The organism is Dyadobacter fanqingshengii (assembly GCF_023822005.2).
Classification (GTDB): Bacteria; Bacteroidota; Bacteroidia; order Cytophagales; family Spirosomataceae; genus Dyadobacter; species Dyadobacter fanqingshengii.
Window position 1 is genome coordinate 6,221,086 of sequence record NZ_CP098806.1, and the last position, 15,972, is coordinate 6,237,057.

Genomic DNA, 15,972 nt, shown 5'->3' on the forward strand with positions numbered 1-15,972 from the left:
CCTTTTACGCTAATATCAAGTTCAGGTTAGCAACACCGAATGAGCATAATTTTCTACAAACCAAATGCGTGGACGCGTATAGTGGTCTGGTAAGGTTTTTGTAGAATATGTTTTAGAATGACAAACCACCATTGATTAAAAAAGATTTAAAATTAAACACCCAGTTATGAAAAAGATCACTCTAATGGTTGCCACAATGCTGACCATGGGCATGCTGAGCCTAACAAGCTGCTCCGAAAAAACAAAAGACTCTGCTAACGAGACCGTTGAAGAGGCAAAAGAAGATATGGATGATAATGTATCAGAAGCGAAATCGGATATTAAAGAAGCAGGCGATGATTTTGAGGCGAAAGTGAAAGAGGATAAGGAATCATTGAAAGCGGATATCGATGAGGCTGTTGCAAAACTCGACAAAAAGATAGAAGATGCGGACGCCAAAATGGAAAAGGCCACTGACAAGGAAAAAGCGAAGTGGAGAGACCGCAAAAAAGAATTAACTGAGGAGAAAGAAGATCTGAAGGCTTCCTGGAAGAATGTTCAAGATGAAACCGCCGATAAGTGGGATTCATTCAAAGCAGAAACCAAGGAAAAGATCGCAAAAGCGAAAGCCGATATTAGGGATTAATTGTTTTTTATAAGGGTTACGAATTACAAAAATGCTCCCAATTGAGGAGCATTTTTGTTTTGTAACGGAATTACTTTCGGGGAAGGTGAATTTCCGTCATCATGCATCGGGCAGACCCTCCGCCATTTCCTTCAATCACACCCAGGTCCGTATGCAAAATGCGGGCATAATCAGTTAGCGCTTGCCGTTGGTGGCTGGTTAAAGAGTCATAGGCTTGGGTGGACATGACGAGGAACTTGTCAGATTTGTTGTTACGCACCATCAGCATATTGCCTGCAAAATGCCGCACCTGGTCAAATGTTATTTCAACAATGTATTTCTTGGTTTCTTCCAGTGCAGCCCGGACCATCTGGCGCTCGTCGGGATCTTTGATTGCTTCCAGGCAAACCACAGCGAAAACATCCCCGACACACATGATCACATTGGTGTGGTAAACGGGCTTGCCATTTTCATCCGAAGCCGAAAAAGCAACGATCTCATAACCCAAAGCCTCTGCAAACGCTTCCAAAACTTCGGGATGCGTACGCGGTGAAAGGCAGGCATAAGCGATTTTATAGCGACGGTCCAGCACCATGCTGCCGGTTCCTTCCAGGAATTTACCTTGTTCTTCAAAATAACTGAGGTCAATAATTTCCTCAATTTTGAAATCTTCTTTTAAGCGCTCTATAATGTCCAACCGGCGCTCGGCGCGGCGGTTTTCCGCCATCATAGGATATAGAACAACTTTCCCGCTTTGGTGAAAAGACACCCAATTGTTGGAAAAAACGGCATCCGGCCTTAGAATGTCTTCATTGTCATCAAAAACATGAAGATCCACACCCGCTTTTTTCAACTGATCGATCATCAGGTCAAATTCTTCCTTCGCCAAATCGCCGGCAGTTTCGTGCGTGCTAAGCGCAAACGATGGCTGCTGAAACTCGTTGCTTTCTGCGGTTTCTGCATTGAAGCCAAATCGCACCGGCCTGATCATCATGATCCGGGAGGTTGATTGGGGCTGAATCTGGGCGGATGAAGTGATAACGCGCATAGGAGTTTTTGGAAAAATGTCTAACGCAATTTACAACCGAAACGCCGCGAATACAATATAAACTTTACGGCGCAGCGACGCGCAAAATGGGCATACTCATGCAATGCGATCCGCCCCGCGCCCGGGAGAGCTCAGCGGATGGAAGGGTGATAAATGTGTCTGTTAATGTTTCAACGGACAGCTCATCGTCTTCAAGTTTCTGTATCAAGTCCTTAGCACTGATTACATTATAACCATGTTTTCTGAATGCGTCCAGTGTTTTGTCATTGCGGTCGTAACCTACAACGACACCATCTTTTAATGCTAAAAGGTTGCATGAATCCGTCCATTGCTCACGCTCACCATATGGAAACTCGTTATCGCCGGAATAGATGAATTTAACGGGCTCCGTAGCTCCCAAATCATTGATACTGATGGAGCTTAGCAAATCTTCCAGGTTTTCAATTTCTGTCGGTTTGCGTTCTTCACCTTTCACAAATTGTAAAATCCTGAATTCCTTGTGGGTATCCGGAGGTCCGAAAAAGTGCAGCACATCCTGCTTTTTTGCCTCATCGCCCAACCTGGCCAACGAGCCCAGCAGCACCCAGACATTCTTTTTTACCTGCGTGAAGATGGTGTCAATGTGCATATAATCCCGCTTTTTCGGGATTTTGACAATGGTGATTTTGGTAACAATCTCTTTTTCAAACAACAATTTCATCACTTGCTGGGCAGCATATAGCGAAGTCCGCTCGCTGCAACCGATCACCAGGTGGTTCGGCGCAACCATCATCACATCACCGCCTTCGAGTGTACAGCGGTGATAATCACTTGCTTTTTCGTCGTCCGGCAATAGGAAATGGCGCTCATTTTCAGGTATTTCAATGATTCGATCCTTGATTTTAGCAAACATCGGATGATAGAAGAAAACAAACTGCGCCAGGATCGATTCGCGCGTCCGGGCATTTTTCGCCGGTTTGTTTAATAAGATGTGATCATTGATCACAATACCAATGTCCCGCATGAAAATCAGATTGGGCAGGGGTGCAAACAGCATTCGTTTGTCCGAGTACGAGCCCGAAATGAAGATTTTTGCAAGCTCATGCGGATCATATTGATTGAGTTCTTCCTGCGTGTTATACGAACATCTTTCTATACCACAGATTGCGGCCGTAAGCTTCACGCGGACTTCATTATTTTCCAGAATTTCCCCCAGCAGTTTTTGAATGTCCACCACACAGTCCGAAGAAAAGTAATTTTCGGAACCGGGAATGAAAAAGGAGCGGGTAGGATCATTGTCAATGTCTGCCAGTTTCCCTTTAATTTTTCCCGGATCAAGAAAGTAGAGCAGGAGCTTGACATAATAGTCATATTCGCCCCGCCGCATGGTGTCCAGGTGAACAATATCTTCAAAAAGCCAGTCTTGTGCTTTGCTGGGCACCACTTTACCCAGGCCGCGGTCGGGACTGTGGATCAGCAGGCGTTTTAATGTTCCGGTTTCGGAAGCAACATGAATTGTGGTGCCGGCGAAAATTTTTGTATGCATATGGGATTTGCTGACGTGTGTTGTGCGCAAAGTAAATGTTTCTTTTCCAATTAAAAACCGCCTCTCAGGCAACGTCCTAACATGCAGGGTTTTCACATCATAAATATCCAAATCCGGGGAACAAGGCCGCCTTTAAAAAGGTTGTAGATTATATGCAGCCTATAACTGCACACATTTGCCGCCATTTTCTTTTACGCCCAAAGCGTGTTACTTTTGCGGTAAATTTACCACGAACTGTTTTTTTAAGTATAAATAAGTTATGCTCTCTATTAATGACTTGCGTGCCTCAATTGAAGGTAAAGAAATATTAAAAGGCATCAATCTGGAAGTTAAATCAGGTGAAGTGCATGCGATTATGGGACCTAATGGTTCTGGTAAGAGCACTTTGGCCTCTGTTCTGGCTGGAAGAGAGGAATATGAGGTTACTGGCGGCTCGGTAGTTTTTGACGGGAAGGATATCCTGGATATGGCTCCCGAAGAAAGAGCAGCGGAAGGGATTTTTCTTGCATTCCAATATCCGGTTGAAATTCCGGGTGTTACTACGATTAATTTTCTAAAAACAGCTGTTAACGAAATTCGTAAATATAGAGGTGAAAACCCGCTGGACGCTGCACAATTCCTGAAAATGGTGCGTGAAAAAGCGAAGCTGGTTAGTATGAACGATTCATTGTTGAAACGTGCTTTAAACGAAGGCTTTTCGGGCGGGGAGAAAAAACGCAATGAAATCTTCCAGATGGCAGTGCTGGAACCGAAACTTGCGATCCTGGATGAAACCGATTCTGGTTTGGATATTGATGCATTACGCATTGTGGCAGAAGGCGTTAACTCCCTTCGTTCGCCCGAACGTGCAACGATTGTGGTAACGCACTATCAGCGTCTGTTGGATTACATCGTTCCCGATTATGTTCACGTTCTATACAAAGGCAGGATCGTTAAATCCGGTCCTAAGGAGCTTGCGCTGGAACTGGAAGAGAAAGGATACGACTGGATCAAGGCCGAAGTAGAAGCCGTTGGTTAAGAATAGATTAGGGTTAAAACCTTGAAATTCTTAACATTTAAAGTACCATATTAATACATCAATGAGTACCGAAACAATAGATTTGAAAACCAGGCTGATCGCGGACTTCCACGCCCGCGAATCCGTAATGAATGGTGAGGCTTCATCGGCTTTTCACCAGAAAAAACGAGCAGCATTGGCTGAATTTAATACGTTGGGTTTCCCAACACCCAGAAACGAGGAGTGGAAATATTCCAATGTAAAAGACCTGATCAGCGTTTCTTATAATTTTAATGCCGAAAGCTCGCTTGGACTGGCGGATCTTGAAGATTTGAAAATTCCGGCACAAGATGCGAATATCATCTATTTTGTAAATGGACATTATCACGCAGCGCTTTCCCGCATCATTTCTTCGCAGGATCAGATCATAATCAGCTCGCTTTCAGAAGCATATAAAAGCAATCCTTCTTTGGTCAATTCTTATTTCAATGAGTTGGTTAAAGATCAGGACGATGCGTTTACTTCCCTGAACACAGCCTTTGCACAAGACGGGATTTTTATTCATATTCCTGATAACAAGACAGTTGAACATCCCGTAATCCTTCGCTTTGTAAGTGATGCGCGATTGGAAAATGTGGGAAGTCAGCCGAGAAATATCATTGCGGTTGGCCGTAACGGACATGTGAAACTGGCCGAAGCATTCCGGACTTTGGGAACGGCGCGTTCTTTTACCAATTCTGTTACAGAAATATATGTTGGCGAAGAAGCGGGTGTTGAATATTACAAAGTGCAGAACGAAAGTGATAATGCTTACCACGTAGGCACCACGCAGGTTCGCATGCTGGATCGTTCGCAGTTTTATGCGGGAACAGTTACGCTTAACGGGCGTTTTACACGTAACAACCTGAACATTATCCTGGACGGAGAGCGTTGCGAAGCGCATATGTACGGACTTTATTTCCCTGACGGAACGCAGCATGTTGATAACCATACTGTTGCAGATCACCGTAAACCCAATTCAGAAAGCAATGAATTGTATAAGGGGATTTTAAGAGATAAATCAAAAGGCGTATTCAACGGAAAGATATTTGTTCGTGAGGACGCGCAGAAAACCAATGCTTTTCAGTCGTGTAAGAACATTGTGCTTTCGACCGAAGCGACGATGAATACCAAGCCGCAATTGGAAATCTTTGCCGACGACGTGAAATGTTCGCATGGAACTACAACCGGCCAGATCGACGAGGAAGCGCTTTTTTACATGCGCTCACGTGGAATTTCGAGATCGGAAGCTATGTCTTTGTTAATGTTCGCATTTTGCGCCGATGTAGTTTCTCAGATCAAAATTGATTCGATCCGTGAATATCTTGAAAACGTAATTGCCCAGAAACTAGCTTCAAAATAATAGTCTGACTTTTGTCTGGCTTCATCTTATTGCTACCCAACCTGTCATTATTGGGTTGGGTATTTTTCTTAAATACCTGTCGTAATGAGCAAGAATCTTGATATAGCATCCATCAGAAATGATTTTCCGATCCTGAAAGAAATCGTGAACGGAAAGCAGCTGGTTTATTTTGACAATGCTGCAACAACGCAGAAGCCGCGTCTGGTTTTGGATGCGCTTTCGGGTTACTATGAGCATTATAATGCCAACATTCATAGGGGAATCCATCATTTGGCTGAGAAAGCCACTTCGGCATTCGAGCAATCGCGCCGCCGTTTGCAGGCTTTTCTGAACGCGCCGCTTCCTGAGGAAATCATTTTTACTTACGGAACAACCGATGGGATTAACCTCGTGGCATCCAGTTATGGCCGCACATTCCTGAAAGCGGGTGATGAAGTGATCATTTCCACCATGGAGCACCATTCCAACATTGTTCCCTGGCAAATGCTATGCGAGGAAAAGGGCTGCATTTTAAAGATTATTCCTATTAATGATGCGGGTGAATTGCTGATGGATGAATATGATAAGTTGCTGACGGAACGCACCAAGTTTGTGTCTGTCGTGCATGTTTCCAATTCGCTGGGCACCATTAATCCTGTAAAAGAGATCATTGCGAAAGCACACGCCGTTGGCGCGAAAGTCCTGTTGGACGGCGCGCAGGCAAGTTCGCATTTGCATCTGGACGTTCAGGACCTGGATTGTGATTTTTATTCATTATCCCTTCACAAAATCTACGGCCCGACGGGAATGGGGATATTATATGGAAAAAAAGAGCTGCTCGATGCAATGCCTCCTTATCGCGGTGGTGGAGAGATGATTAAAGAAGTGACATTCGAAAAAACCACATATAATGAACTGCCATATAAATTTGAGGCAGGAACGCCTAATATCGCTGATGTTGTAGCGGCCAAATTTGCTCTGGATTATGTGGATACACTGGGAAAAGAGAACATTGCTGCTCATGAGCACAAGTTGCTGGAATATGCAACAGAAGCTGTAAAGGACATACAGGGACTGAGAATTATCGGCCAGGCAAAGGAAAAAGTGAGCGTGCTTTCATTTGTGATTGATGGCATTCACCACCAGGATATGGGCGTGCTGCTAGACCAGCAGGGCATTGCCGTTCGCACAGGGCACCATTGTACGCAACCTCTCATGCGGAGATTCAACATTACCGGAACCACCCGCGCCTCATTTGCTGTTTACAACACGATCGAAGAAATTGATCTTCTGATCCAGGGCTTACATAAAGTGAAAAGAATGCTCGGATAATGTTGTTAAATTAACCTCCGAATTTTAAACCAAACCTATATACACCTATGCCAAACACAGTACAAGAAGCGAAGCGTTATTTAAATAATGCGAAGGAGATTTTACGAGAAAAAGCTAAGAAAGAAGACGGGCTGTACCAGGACCCCAAGTATGTCAAACTTGCAGGTCATGCGGCTTACACCGGAGTGTTGGTGGCGCTGGATAGTTTGTTTGAAGAAAAAGGCAAGGGCAGAAAAGATGTGGGTTGGTACAAAGAAAATCTTTCAAAATTGGATAAAAAGGCGCTGGCCTCATTTGTCGCAGCTTATAGCACGCTTCATCTTGCAATGAGTTACGATGGAAATACGGACGCAAATGTTTCCACTGCAGGGCTAAATATGGCAGAGTCAATCATTAATTGGGTTGAGACGAAGACTGCTGCTGCATAATTTTAAAAATACAATGACCATAAACGAGATACAGGACGAACTAATTTCGGATTTTGAATTGTTTGATGAGTGGGAGAGCAAGTACGAATACATCATTGATCTCGGAAAGCAGTTCCCGCCATTGGAAGAACAATATAAGACCGAAGACAACATTATAAAGGGCTGCCAATCCCGCGTATGGCTGAATGCTTACATGGATGGCGACTTGCTGAAATTCGAAGCGGATAGCGATGCAATTATTGTTCGCGGACTGGTTAGCATGCTGGTTAAGGTTTTGTCAGGACATACGCCAAAGGAAATTGCCAGTGCGGACCTTTATTTTATGGAACGCGTCGGATTACATCAGCATCTTGCACAAACCCGGTCAAACGGACTTGCTTCCATGCTGAAACAAATGAAGGCTTATGGTGTTGCTTTTCAGGCTAAGTCTTTCAACACAGTCAATTAATTCAGATTAGTAAAATTTATATCGAAATGTCAGAGTCAGAATTAAGGGAAGAAGTCGTGAAGGCCATAAAGACCGTTTATGATCCGGAGATCCCGGTGGATGTGTACGAGCTGGGCCTGATTTATGATTTGAAAATATTCCCTGTCAATAATGTATTTGTTTCCATGACCCTGACATCGCCTTCCTGCCCATCGGCGGGGACATTGCCCGGAGAAGTGGAACAAAAGATCCGTGAAGTGGAAGGGGTGAATGACGTAAGCCTTGAACTGACATTTGATCCTCCCTATACAACGGAAATGATGTCTGAAGAAGCCAAGCTTGAACTGGGTTTCATGTAAGGTTTTGATTGCCAATAATAATTATCTCATAAACTTTAATTTTAGAAATATGTATCCACCACAATTAGTGGCTCCAATGAAAGCTGAACTGGTTAATGTCGGTTTTCAGGATTTGACAACGGCTGAGGAAGTTGACAATTTTATGCAAACTACAAAAGGAACAGCTTTGGTTGTGATCAACTCGGTTTGCGGATGTGCAGCAGGTGCGGCGCGTCCTGGTGTGACCGCAGCTTTGTCTCGCAGCGAAATTAAGCCTGACCATTTGGCAACCGTTTTTGCAGGGGCAGATGTGGCTGCAACGGCCAAAATGAGGGAATATACTTTGCCATATCCTCCGTCTTCACCGGCGGTAGCGCTTTTCAAAGATGGTGAATTGATCCATTTTGTAGAGCGTCATCACATCGAAGGCCGTTCGGCTGAGATGATTGCACAACATTTGCAAATGGCATTTGAAGAGTTCTGCGCAGAAGAAGCGTAGTCTTGTCAATTAATAATTAATATGCGGCTACTTTCGATTAAATTTGAAAGTAGCCGTCTCTTTTTGAGATCTTATTTCAGCCTGATTTTTTATGCGCGGACATCGTTTTTCCAAATTTATACCAGCCGAACAAGGACCAAACAGCAAGTTTGACCAATTGTTCGACATCTTCCAGCAGTTGCTCCTAATGACTTCCGGCGATGTTTCCGAAGCAATGTCATGGCTTAGTGAGCTCGACCGGCAATATAATCTTACCAATGATTCCTACGGCATCGGCGATTTCTTCGATGACCTTAAAAAGAAGGGATACATTACGGAAGAAAAGCAGGATGGTGAGAGTAAGATCATTATGACGCCAAAAGCTGAAAAAAGCATCCGTAAAAGTGCTTTGGATGAAATTTTCGGAAAATTAAAACGCTCAAAAACAGGCGGGAATCATCACACGCCGCATATGGGCACAGGGGACGAGCTCAGCAGCGACATTCGCCAGTTCCAGTTCGGTGACACGCTGGACCAGATCGCGATGACCGAATCTATCAAAAATGCACAGGTTAATCATGGCATCGGTGATTTCACGTTGATGGAGAATGACCTGGAAGTGGTTGAACGTGAGCAAAAAACGACGACCGCAACTGTTGTTATGATCGATATCAGCCATTCCATGATTTTGTATGGGGAAGACCGCATTACGCCAGCAAAAAAGGTTGCTCTGGCATTGGCTGAACTGATCAGAAGCAAATATCCCAAAGATTCACTGGACATTATTGTTTTCGGAAATGACGCATGGCAGATTCAGATCAAAGATTTGCCTTATCTGGAAGTGGGTCCTTATCACACCAACACTGTGGCAGGTTTAGAGCTTGCTATGGACATTCTGAGACGTAAAAAAACGCGTAACAAGCAGATTTTCATGATCACAGACGGTAAACCAACTTGCCTGAAGGAAGGAATCCGTTATTACAAAAACAGTTTCGGTCTGGATCGCAAGATCATTAACAAAACGCTAACCCTGGCTGCACAATGCAGAAGGCTGGACATTCCGGTTACGACATTCATGATCGCGACGGACCCTTATTTGAAACAATTCGTGCAAAACTTCACGCAAGTAAATAACGGCCGCGCTTATTACAGTAATCTGCAAGGTTTAGGCGGATTTGTACTGGAAGATTTTCAACGTAACCGCAGGAAAAACGTGAAGTAAGACCTACTTTTTGCCAGCAGAAATCATGTTGGCAAAAAGTCTGTAAGCCCCGGTGACGCCAGCTGGAAGCTCGCGGAAGAACGACAGGCCGGTATAAATGTAATGTCCTTTGCCATACTGGGCGTATAGCACGCTGCCTTCTTTCAAAGTTTCTTCTTTGTCATTGGCTGAAAACAGCGCCTGATAGTTGGTTTTGTCCCAGGTTTGCGCGAAGTATAAGCCGCGTTCCTGGATCCATCCCTCGAAATCTTTCTGCGTGATCTTGTTAGGGTAATTAAGCAAAGGATGCTCAGGTAGCAAAAAGCGCATTTCCGCGTCCTCCTCCGCAACCCGTTCTCTTCCCAATTCAATGTCGTAAGGCCCGATCTGCTTCACTTTTTGTCCGCCCGGAATGGTGTATTGCACAACCATTGTACCGCCGTTTTTGACATAATCCATTAGTTTAGACTGGTAATTGGCCAGATAGCCTTCCGTATTATAAGCTCTCACACCAACAACAATGGCGTCATAAATTGCCAGATCTTTTGCCAAACCAGTTTCATTTAACATTGTAACCTGGCAGTCCATCTGTCGCAACGCCATTGGCACGTCGTCACCTGCGCCGGCAATGTAACCAATGTTTTTCACGCTTGTCTTTACATCAATCTTGGCCAGTTTGGCTTCCGAAGTTGGGAAAATCGTTTGGCTTGGAATATGCTGGTAAGCAATGGTTTTAATGGATTTATCAAAAACCTTCCCATCCACAGTCGCAATGGCTTTTAGCTTAACTTCCTGATTATTGGCTGGTGGTGTAATGATGAATGAGAAATATTGCTGCTGGTACTTTCCCTTCAAATCAAACTCTGCTGAAGCCGGAACAGATTTCCATCCAGCCGGGATTTCGGGTTTAACGGTTCCTTTTACATTCTTACGCTGTGCTTCCACGACAATGGTGACCGTTTTAGGTTCCAGTGAAGAAAATATAAAAACAGGCTCCGTAATGGTTGTCGTGACTGCCGGACGGATTTCAAATGGCCTGTAAATTTCGCCTTGTGCCGGGTCTGTGCTTTTATAGATCCAGGGCCGGGAAAATGTAAATGGCTGTCCGCCAATTTCAAATGTAAACTTGGTAATGGTTTCAGATCTGTTTTCAGGAAAACCGATGTCCTGCTGATTGTCAATTTGAAATAAACCCTTATCAATCGGTTTTTCCAGCCAATAAGGTTGACTAACCTTTAAATTAGCAGGCAAAACCGGGGCTAATGCAAAGGAATTTAACTCATTATCTTCCAGAGACATATTCAACGTGCTGTCCTTTTCTTTGCCAGTCCAGTTTAGAGAAACAAGCTTTACAGGATAATCTGATCTTTTTACAACAGAAATCTTAACGGATGCCGTATCGCCGGCAACTTGCGAAAAATCATCCGGATTGGTTTCAAACCAGAGACCAGCACATTGTAATATCAACTCCTTAACTTCTTCCTTTTTTGCCTTAACATAAATGTTAGCGGAATCCAGCTTATTCAATTCGGCATTGATTTTCAAAAGTTCGGGAACAGAGGCGGAGGGCTTGTTAACGGCGTAGTTTTTGATCGCAGCTGAGATCATTGTCTGCACTTTCTCACTTCCTTTCACGCGTTTCCACGACACATCAATGCCGTCGAAAAGGCTTTTTTGAGCCGGTTCACCCACTTTATGCAAAAAGTAATCAATCCTTGCGCCCCGCTGCGGTGCACTTCCAAATCCCTGGCTCTTATGCTGACTGCGGCTTTCGGCAGCAATTTCTGTATAGGATTTGCCCAAAACCGGATTGTAACCACCGATTTCAATGGATATGAAGGGGTTTTTCTCCTCTGTTGGCTGCTTGTTGGTAAAACCTGGTGTGTATGTGTTCCAAACCAGCCTTTTTGCCTGCCAGGGTTTCACAAATTTCAACTGGTCCGGATATGATTTCGGGTCGGCAGCGAGGCTGAAACCTTGTTCGGCGAGGAATGCGGAGGTTTGATGGTGACCGTGTCCTGCGCGCGGATCGGGTGGGAAGCGGGTAATGATTACGTCTGGCTGAAATTTGCGGATCATCCAGATCACATCACCCAAAACTTTTTCCTTATCCCAAAAATTCAAAGTTTCATCACGTGTTTTGGAAAAACCAAAATCATAAGCCCTCGAAAAAAATTGCTGCGCGCCGTCAATGCGCCGGGCGGCCAGTAATTCCTGAGTACGAATGACGCCAATGTTGTAGCCTTGTTCAGCCCCGATCAGGTTTTGCCCGCCGTCTCCTCTTGTTAATGATAAATATCCTGTTCTAACCAGTTGATCCTTCGATAAATAGGAGAGCATTAATGTATTCTCGTCATCCGGATGCGCAGCAATGTAAAGCACAGAGCCTAATACATTCAGTTTCTTAATATTCTGAAAAATTTCACTGGACGACTGCGAAGGAACTTGTGCGGAAAGTCGGAGGGTAAATAGCAAAAAGAGGAAAGCAAGAAATCGGAGCATATTGGGATTAGGTTTTGTATTTCAAAAATTCAGACGGTCCAGACCAACAAATAGTCTTCAAAAGCATCGTATTGCAATTTTAAAGACAGATTCAAATGTTCCTTTTGGATAGAAACCTCAATAAATCCATTTTGGTTGCTGTGAAAAGCATTTGTAATAATATGTTTTTTCAAATCCAGGTCCGGGTCCCCGGCATATTTGAATGCAGCTTCCTTCGCACACCAGATCAAATGGAGTAAAACATTGTCATTGAGATCAGCCCAATGTTGCTCAGCTGCGTTCAGGAAATAATCCGCGCCTTTGGCAATAGACGGCTTCATCTGCTGTAAATCCACACCAACGGGCTTAATGTCATGTATATACACGCTCGCATAATCGCCTGAATGCGACATGGAAAGCTGCTTGCTACTTTCTTTTAAATGTGGTTTGCGGTTTTCGTCATACATGACAACAGGCAGTGTCTGTGTCATTTCCTGCAATAAAATGCGGCAGGCAAGCCATTCCTGCTTCCGGCGGTCGGTTTTCCTTTCTTTTAATGCCAATAATTCGGAATCGGGCAGACTGATCATTTCTTTGAGCTCCTGCCAACTTTCCGACATGTGCCATAAGCCTAACGTTGAATCATCCGAGATCCTTTTTATGTAACAGATGGGCATTTATATTAATTTTGATATTCAACGGGGCATTATCAACTGCATTTGCCCGTTTCTAATGCTTATGTGGCCCAAAAATAAAATAACAAGAAACGTCCTGAAAACCTTTGGCATTGTCCTGCTCATTTTAGGCATTCTTTTCGGGCTGTTTATCTGGCGCATCCGCGTTCCCACACCCAGGCTTGAAAGTACTAAAACTACCGAGAGTTACAAGCGGATAAAAGTGGGCGAGAACCATTATACGGTTGGAAATTGCTGGCTTAAAAAGAACAAGCAAGGAATTTGGGAAATGTATCTCGAAGGGAAGCCTTATGAGCGTGGGCTTATTTATGGCATTCTTGCAAAGGAATTAATGGAAAAGCAGGAAGTCCATTTTGTTAACCAGATCAAGGAAATGATCCCTAGCAGCCTGTTTTTACAAGTGCTGAAAGGCTTTGTAGGCTGGTTCAACCGAGACATTTACAAATACATTCCTGAGGAAAATCAGCAGGAGATTTACGGCGTTTCACAGTCATTTTCGGAGCAATTCAACTACATCGGCCCCAAATATTACCGCATTCTCAATTACCACGCCGCGCACGACATTGGCCACGCACTTACCGACCTGAATATGGTTGGTTGCACGTCATTTGCCGTAAATAATGCTTTGTCTAAGGATTCAACATTGCTGATTGCCCGCAACTTTGATTTTTATATGGGCGATGCGTTCGCAGAAGACAAGCTCATCGTATTCATGAACCCGGATAAGGGTTATAAATTTGCTTCCTATGCATGGGCGGGCCTCACGGGCGTGGTGTCGGGGATGAACGAGAAGGGCATTACTGTCACATTAAATGCTTCCAAATCGGACATTCCGTTTGCGGCAAAAGAGCCGATCTCAATCTTGGCCAGAGAAATTCTGCAATTTGCGGGCACCATTGAAGAGGCAACCAAAATAGCGGCAAGAAGTGAAACGTTCGTGTCCGAGTCGTTGCTGATCGGTTCGGCAGCGGATGATCATGCTGCGATCATTGAAAAATCGCCTCAGAAAATGGATGTTTTCGAATCGGGGAAAGATTACCTGGTTTGCGCCAATCATTATCAGGGCAAATCTTTTATCGGGGATTCGGTAAACATTAATAATATCAATGACACGGATTCCAAGTCACGGTTTGACCGCATGAATCAGCTTATGGACCGCTCATATCCGATGGATGTGAACAAAGCGGCAGCTATTTTAAGGGACCAAAAGGGCGTTGATGACAAATTTGTAGGTTACGGCAATTCCAAAACACTGAATCAGCTGATCGCGCACCACGGTATTCTTTTCAAACCTGAAAAAAGGGAAATGTGGATCTCGACGCCGCCTTATCAGTTGGGTGAATTTATTTACTATAATTTACATGATGTTTTCTCGCGCAACGGCACATTCCAGCCTGTGGATTCCCTGAAAATCCGGTCAGACCCTTTTCTGGCCTCCCGTGACTACAAAAAGTTTGAGGCATTTAAGGTTACCAAACAAAAGATCAGTAAATATGTGATGCTGGGCGTTCCTTTTGAGCTTTCGCGGGAAGAAGAAATTGCATTTGTCGCCAACAACCCCGAAAGCTATCTTACCTATTTGTTTTTGGGAGATTATTTCAAAACGAATAAAAACTTCAAAAAAGCGATCAGTTATTATCAGGAGGCATTAAAACGCGATGTAGCTTCCCTGAAAGAAAGGAGTGTGATCAAAGACAAAATTGCCGAAAGCCAAAAAGTCTCCTTCCTGATTTTTAGTTATAAACCTGATTCCCAATGACTTTCAATATGATCCGTGAAACGCAGGAGCAAAAATTAAAGCACTTGCTTGCATATGTTTCGGCACATTCTCCCTATTATCAAAAGGTTTTCCGAAAACATGGCGTGGATGTGGACAGCATTGTGTCGATCGCCGATCTGGCGAAGCTGCCTTTTACGACAAAAGACGATCTGGCGGCTGCAAATGATGATTTTCTGTGTGTACCCAAAAGCAGGGTCGCCGATTACGTGACAACTTCGGGGACACTAAGTGATCCGGTCGCATTCTATCTCACCGATTCGGACATTGAACGGCTTGCGGACAATGAGTCTGAATCATTTCGATGTGCAGATGGCTCAGAGCATGACATTTATCAGCTCATGACCACCATTGATAAGCGTTTCATGGCGGGATTGGCCTATTGGATGGGGGCAAGGAAACTTGGCGCAGGAATGATCCGGGTAGGGCCGGGCGCTCCGTTTTTGCAATGGGAGTCCATCCAGCGCTTTTCGCCCACGGTTATCATTGCGATCCCCTCATTTATCCCAAGATTGATCGATTATGCAATTGCCAACGGAATTGATTTTACGTCGTCCAGCATCAGATCGGTGATCTGCATCGGCGAGCCGATCCGCAATCCCGATTTTACATACAATGAACTGGGCAAAAGGATCACTTCGCAATGGAATGTGAAATTATATTCCACGTATGCATCCACAGAAATGGGAGCGGCCTTTACGGAGTGCAGCGAAAGCATAGGCGGACATTTGAATGAAGATCTGCTGATTCTGGAAGTAGTTGACGAGCAGGACGTTGTAGTGAAAAACGGAGGATTGGGCGAAATCGTCATTTCAACATTAGGCGTTGAAGGAATGCCGCTTTTGCGTTATCGGACTGGCGATTTGTGCCATGTACACTACGAACCTTGTGCCTGCGGACGCAAAAGCCCGCGCGTAGGGCCAGTCGTGGGAAGGAAACAGCAAATGATCAAATTCAAAGGAACGACCATCTTTCCCCCTGCTATTTTCGATGTGCTGGATATGGTGCAGGAAATAGAACTTTATCAGGTTGTAGTTTCGAAAAATGAATTTGGAAACGATGACATTGCGATCCAGCTTCCGGATCATCTGAACACGCCTGTTTTCAGGGAAAAGCTGCATTCGTTGTTCAAATCGCGGCTCCGTGTAACGCCTTCATTTACATTTATAACCGCTCACGAACTCAACCTCAGAATATACAAACAGGAGAAACGCAAACCTGAAAAATTGATCTATATTTGAATCCTCTATTACCATAAAA

Annotated in this window: 15 protein-coding genes; 11 read left to right on the forward strand and 4 right to left on the reverse strand. The window is 44.3% G+C overall.

Annotation, left to right across the window (positions count from 1 at the left end; all coding sequences use genetic code 11):
• Positions 1-166 precede the first annotated feature (166 nt).
• On the forward strand, positions 167-625 hold the full coding sequence (locus tag NFI81_RS26100; RefSeq protein ID WP_234615479.1) for a hypothetical protein: 459 nt from the start codon (positions 167-169) through the stop codon (positions 623-625).
• Positions 626-695: 70 nt separating this feature from the next.
• Here NFI81_RS26100 and ctlX read toward each other — a convergent pair whose 3' ends face one another.
• Together ctlX and NFI81_RS26110 are read right to left on the reverse strand one after the other, a co-directional pair.
• Positions 696-1,652 carry a citrulline utilization hydrolase CtlX gene (gene ctlX, locus NFI81_RS26105; protein ID WP_234615478.1) on the reverse strand — a complete coding sequence of 319 codons (957 nt, stop codon included), beginning with the start codon at positions 1,650-1,652 and terminating at the stop codon, positions 696-698.
• Between the two features lie 64 nt (positions 1,653-1,716).
• Complete coding sequence (locus NFI81_RS26110) at positions 1,717-3,177, reverse strand: arginine deiminase family protein (RefSeq protein ID WP_234615477.1); 1,461 nt, start codon at positions 3,175-3,177, stop codon at positions 1,717-1,719.
• A gap of 259 nt (positions 3,178-3,436) precedes the next feature.
• On the opposite strand from NFI81_RS26110, the gene sufC reads away from it, so the two are divergent.
• The 8 genes from sufC (at position 3,437) to NFI81_RS26150 (ending at position 9,780) form a co-directional block, all read left to right on the forward strand.
• A complete protein-coding gene (gene sufC / locus NFI81_RS26115) occupies positions 3,437-4,195 on the forward strand; it encodes a Fe-S cluster assembly ATPase SufC (protein WP_234615476.1) in 759 nt (252 codons plus the stop codon).
• Positions 4,196-4,256: 61 nt separating this feature from the next.
• Positions 4,257-5,576 carry a Fe-S cluster assembly protein SufD gene (sufD, locus tag NFI81_RS26120; RefSeq protein ID WP_234615475.1) on the forward strand — a complete coding sequence of 440 codons (1,320 nt, stop codon included), beginning with the start codon at positions 4,257-4,259 and terminating at the stop codon, positions 5,574-5,576.
• 84 nt (positions 5,577-5,660) lie between these two features.
• Positions 5,661-6,887, forward strand: a complete 1,227-nt coding sequence (locus NFI81_RS26125) for a cysteine desulfurase (RefSeq protein WP_234615474.1) — start codon at positions 5,661-5,663, stop codon at positions 6,885-6,887.
• 47 nt (positions 6,888-6,934) lie between these two features.
• On the forward strand, positions 6,935-7,315 hold the full coding sequence (locus NFI81_RS26130) for a DUF5618 family protein (RefSeq protein WP_234615473.1): 381 nt from the start codon (positions 6,935-6,937) through the stop codon (positions 7,313-7,315).
• A 13-nt stretch (positions 7,316-7,328) separates the two neighbouring features.
• Entirely contained in the window at positions 7,329-7,763 is a 435-nt protein-coding gene (locus NFI81_RS26135) for a SufE family protein (RefSeq protein WP_234615472.1), read from the forward strand.
• Between the two features lie 26 nt (positions 7,764-7,789).
• The gene (locus tag NFI81_RS26140; protein ID WP_026631607.1) at positions 7,790-8,101 is read left to right on the forward strand and encodes an SUF system Fe-S cluster assembly protein; all 312 of its coding nucleotides are present in this window, start codon (positions 7,790-7,792) and stop codon (positions 8,099-8,101) included.
• Positions 8,102-8,150: 49 nt separating this feature from the next.
• Positions 8,151-8,579, forward strand: a complete 429-nt coding sequence (locus NFI81_RS26145) for a BrxA/BrxB family bacilliredoxin (RefSeq protein ID WP_234615471.1) — start codon at positions 8,151-8,153, stop codon at positions 8,577-8,579.
• 91 nt (positions 8,580-8,670) lie between these two features.
• On the forward strand, positions 8,671-9,780 hold the full coding sequence (locus tag NFI81_RS26150; protein ID WP_234615470.1) for a vWA domain-containing protein: 1,110 nt from the start codon (positions 8,671-8,673) through the stop codon (positions 9,778-9,780).
• 3 nt (positions 9,781-9,783) lie between these two features.
• Here NFI81_RS26150 and NFI81_RS26155 read toward each other — a convergent pair whose 3' ends face one another.
• Complete coding sequence (locus NFI81_RS26155) at positions 9,784-12,261, reverse strand: PIG-L family deacetylase (protein WP_234615469.1); 2,478 nt, start codon at positions 12,259-12,261, stop codon at positions 9,784-9,786.
• A 29-nt stretch (positions 12,262-12,290) separates the two neighbouring features.
• The gene (locus NFI81_RS26160) at positions 12,291-12,917 is read right to left on the reverse strand and encodes a 4'-phosphopantetheinyl transferase family protein (protein WP_234615468.1); all 627 of its coding nucleotides are present in this window, start codon (positions 12,915-12,917) and stop codon (positions 12,291-12,293) included.
• A 61-nt stretch (positions 12,918-12,978) separates the two neighbouring features.
• Here NFI81_RS26160 and NFI81_RS26165 point away from each other — a divergent pair, with 61 nt between their 5' ends.
• Positions 12,979-14,694, forward strand: a complete 1,716-nt coding sequence (locus NFI81_RS26165; RefSeq protein ID WP_234615467.1) for a C45 family autoproteolytic acyltransferase/hydrolase — start codon at positions 12,979-12,981, stop codon at positions 14,692-14,694.
• Positions 14,691-15,953, forward strand: coding sequence for a flexirubin biosynthesis putative acyl-CoA ligase FlxY (gene flxY, locus NFI81_RS26170; protein WP_234615466.1), 1,263 nt, complete (start codon positions 14,691-14,693; stop codon positions 15,951-15,953). Before NFI81_RS26165 ends, flxY begins: the two co-directional genes overlap by 4 nt.
• Positions 15,954-15,972: the final 19 nt, after the last annotated feature.

Excerpts from the sequence above, each read along its gene's own strand:
- NFI81_RS26100 (WP_234615479.1), top strand. The coding sequence starts at position 167 with ATGAAAAAGATCACTCTAATGGTTGCCACAATGCTGACCATGGGCATG.
- ctlX (WP_234615478.1), bottom strand. The coding sequence starts at position 1,652 with ATGCGCGTTATCACTTCATCCGCCCAGATTCAGCCCCAATCAACCTCC.
- NFI81_RS26110 (WP_234615477.1), bottom strand. The coding sequence starts at position 3,177 with ATGCATACAAAAATTTTCGCCGGCACCACAATTCATGTTGCTTCCGAA.
- sufC (WP_234615476.1), top strand. The coding sequence starts at position 3,437 with ATGCTCTCTATTAATGACTTGCGTGCCTCAATTGAAGGTAAAGAAATA.
- sufD (WP_234615475.1), top strand. The coding sequence starts at position 4,257 with ATGAGTACCGAAACAATAGATTTGAAAACCAGGCTGATCGCGGACTTC.
- NFI81_RS26125 (WP_234615474.1), top strand. The coding sequence starts at position 5,661 with ATGAGCAAGAATCTTGATATAGCATCCATCAGAAATGATTTTCCGATC.
- NFI81_RS26130 (WP_234615473.1), top strand. The coding sequence starts at position 6,935 with ATGCCAAACACAGTACAAGAAGCGAAGCGTTATTTAAATAATGCGAAG.
- NFI81_RS26135 (WP_234615472.1), top strand. The coding sequence starts at position 7,329 with ATGACCATAAACGAGATACAGGACGAACTAATTTCGGATTTTGAATTG.
- NFI81_RS26140 (WP_026631607.1), top strand. The coding sequence starts at position 7,790 with ATGTCAGAGTCAGAATTAAGGGAAGAAGTCGTGAAGGCCATAAAGACC.
- NFI81_RS26145 (WP_234615471.1), top strand. The coding sequence starts at position 8,151 with ATGTATCCACCACAATTAGTGGCTCCAATGAAAGCTGAACTGGTTAAT.
- NFI81_RS26150 (WP_234615470.1), top strand. The coding sequence starts at position 8,671 with ATGCGCGGACATCGTTTTTCCAAATTTATACCAGCCGAACAAGGACCA.
- NFI81_RS26155 (WP_234615469.1), bottom strand. The coding sequence starts at position 12,261 with ATGCTCCGATTTCTTGCTTTCCTCTTTTTGCTATTTACCCTCCGACTT.
- NFI81_RS26160 (WP_234615468.1), bottom strand. The coding sequence starts at position 12,917 with ATGCCCATCTGTTACATAAAAAGGATCTCGGATGATTCAACGTTAGGC.
- NFI81_RS26165 (WP_234615467.1), top strand. The coding sequence starts at position 12,979 with ATGTGGCCCAAAAATAAAATAACAAGAAACGTCCTGAAAACCTTTGGC.
- flxY (WP_234615466.1), top strand. The coding sequence starts at position 14,691 with ATGACTTTCAATATGATCCGTGAAACGCAGGAGCAAAAATTAAAGCAC.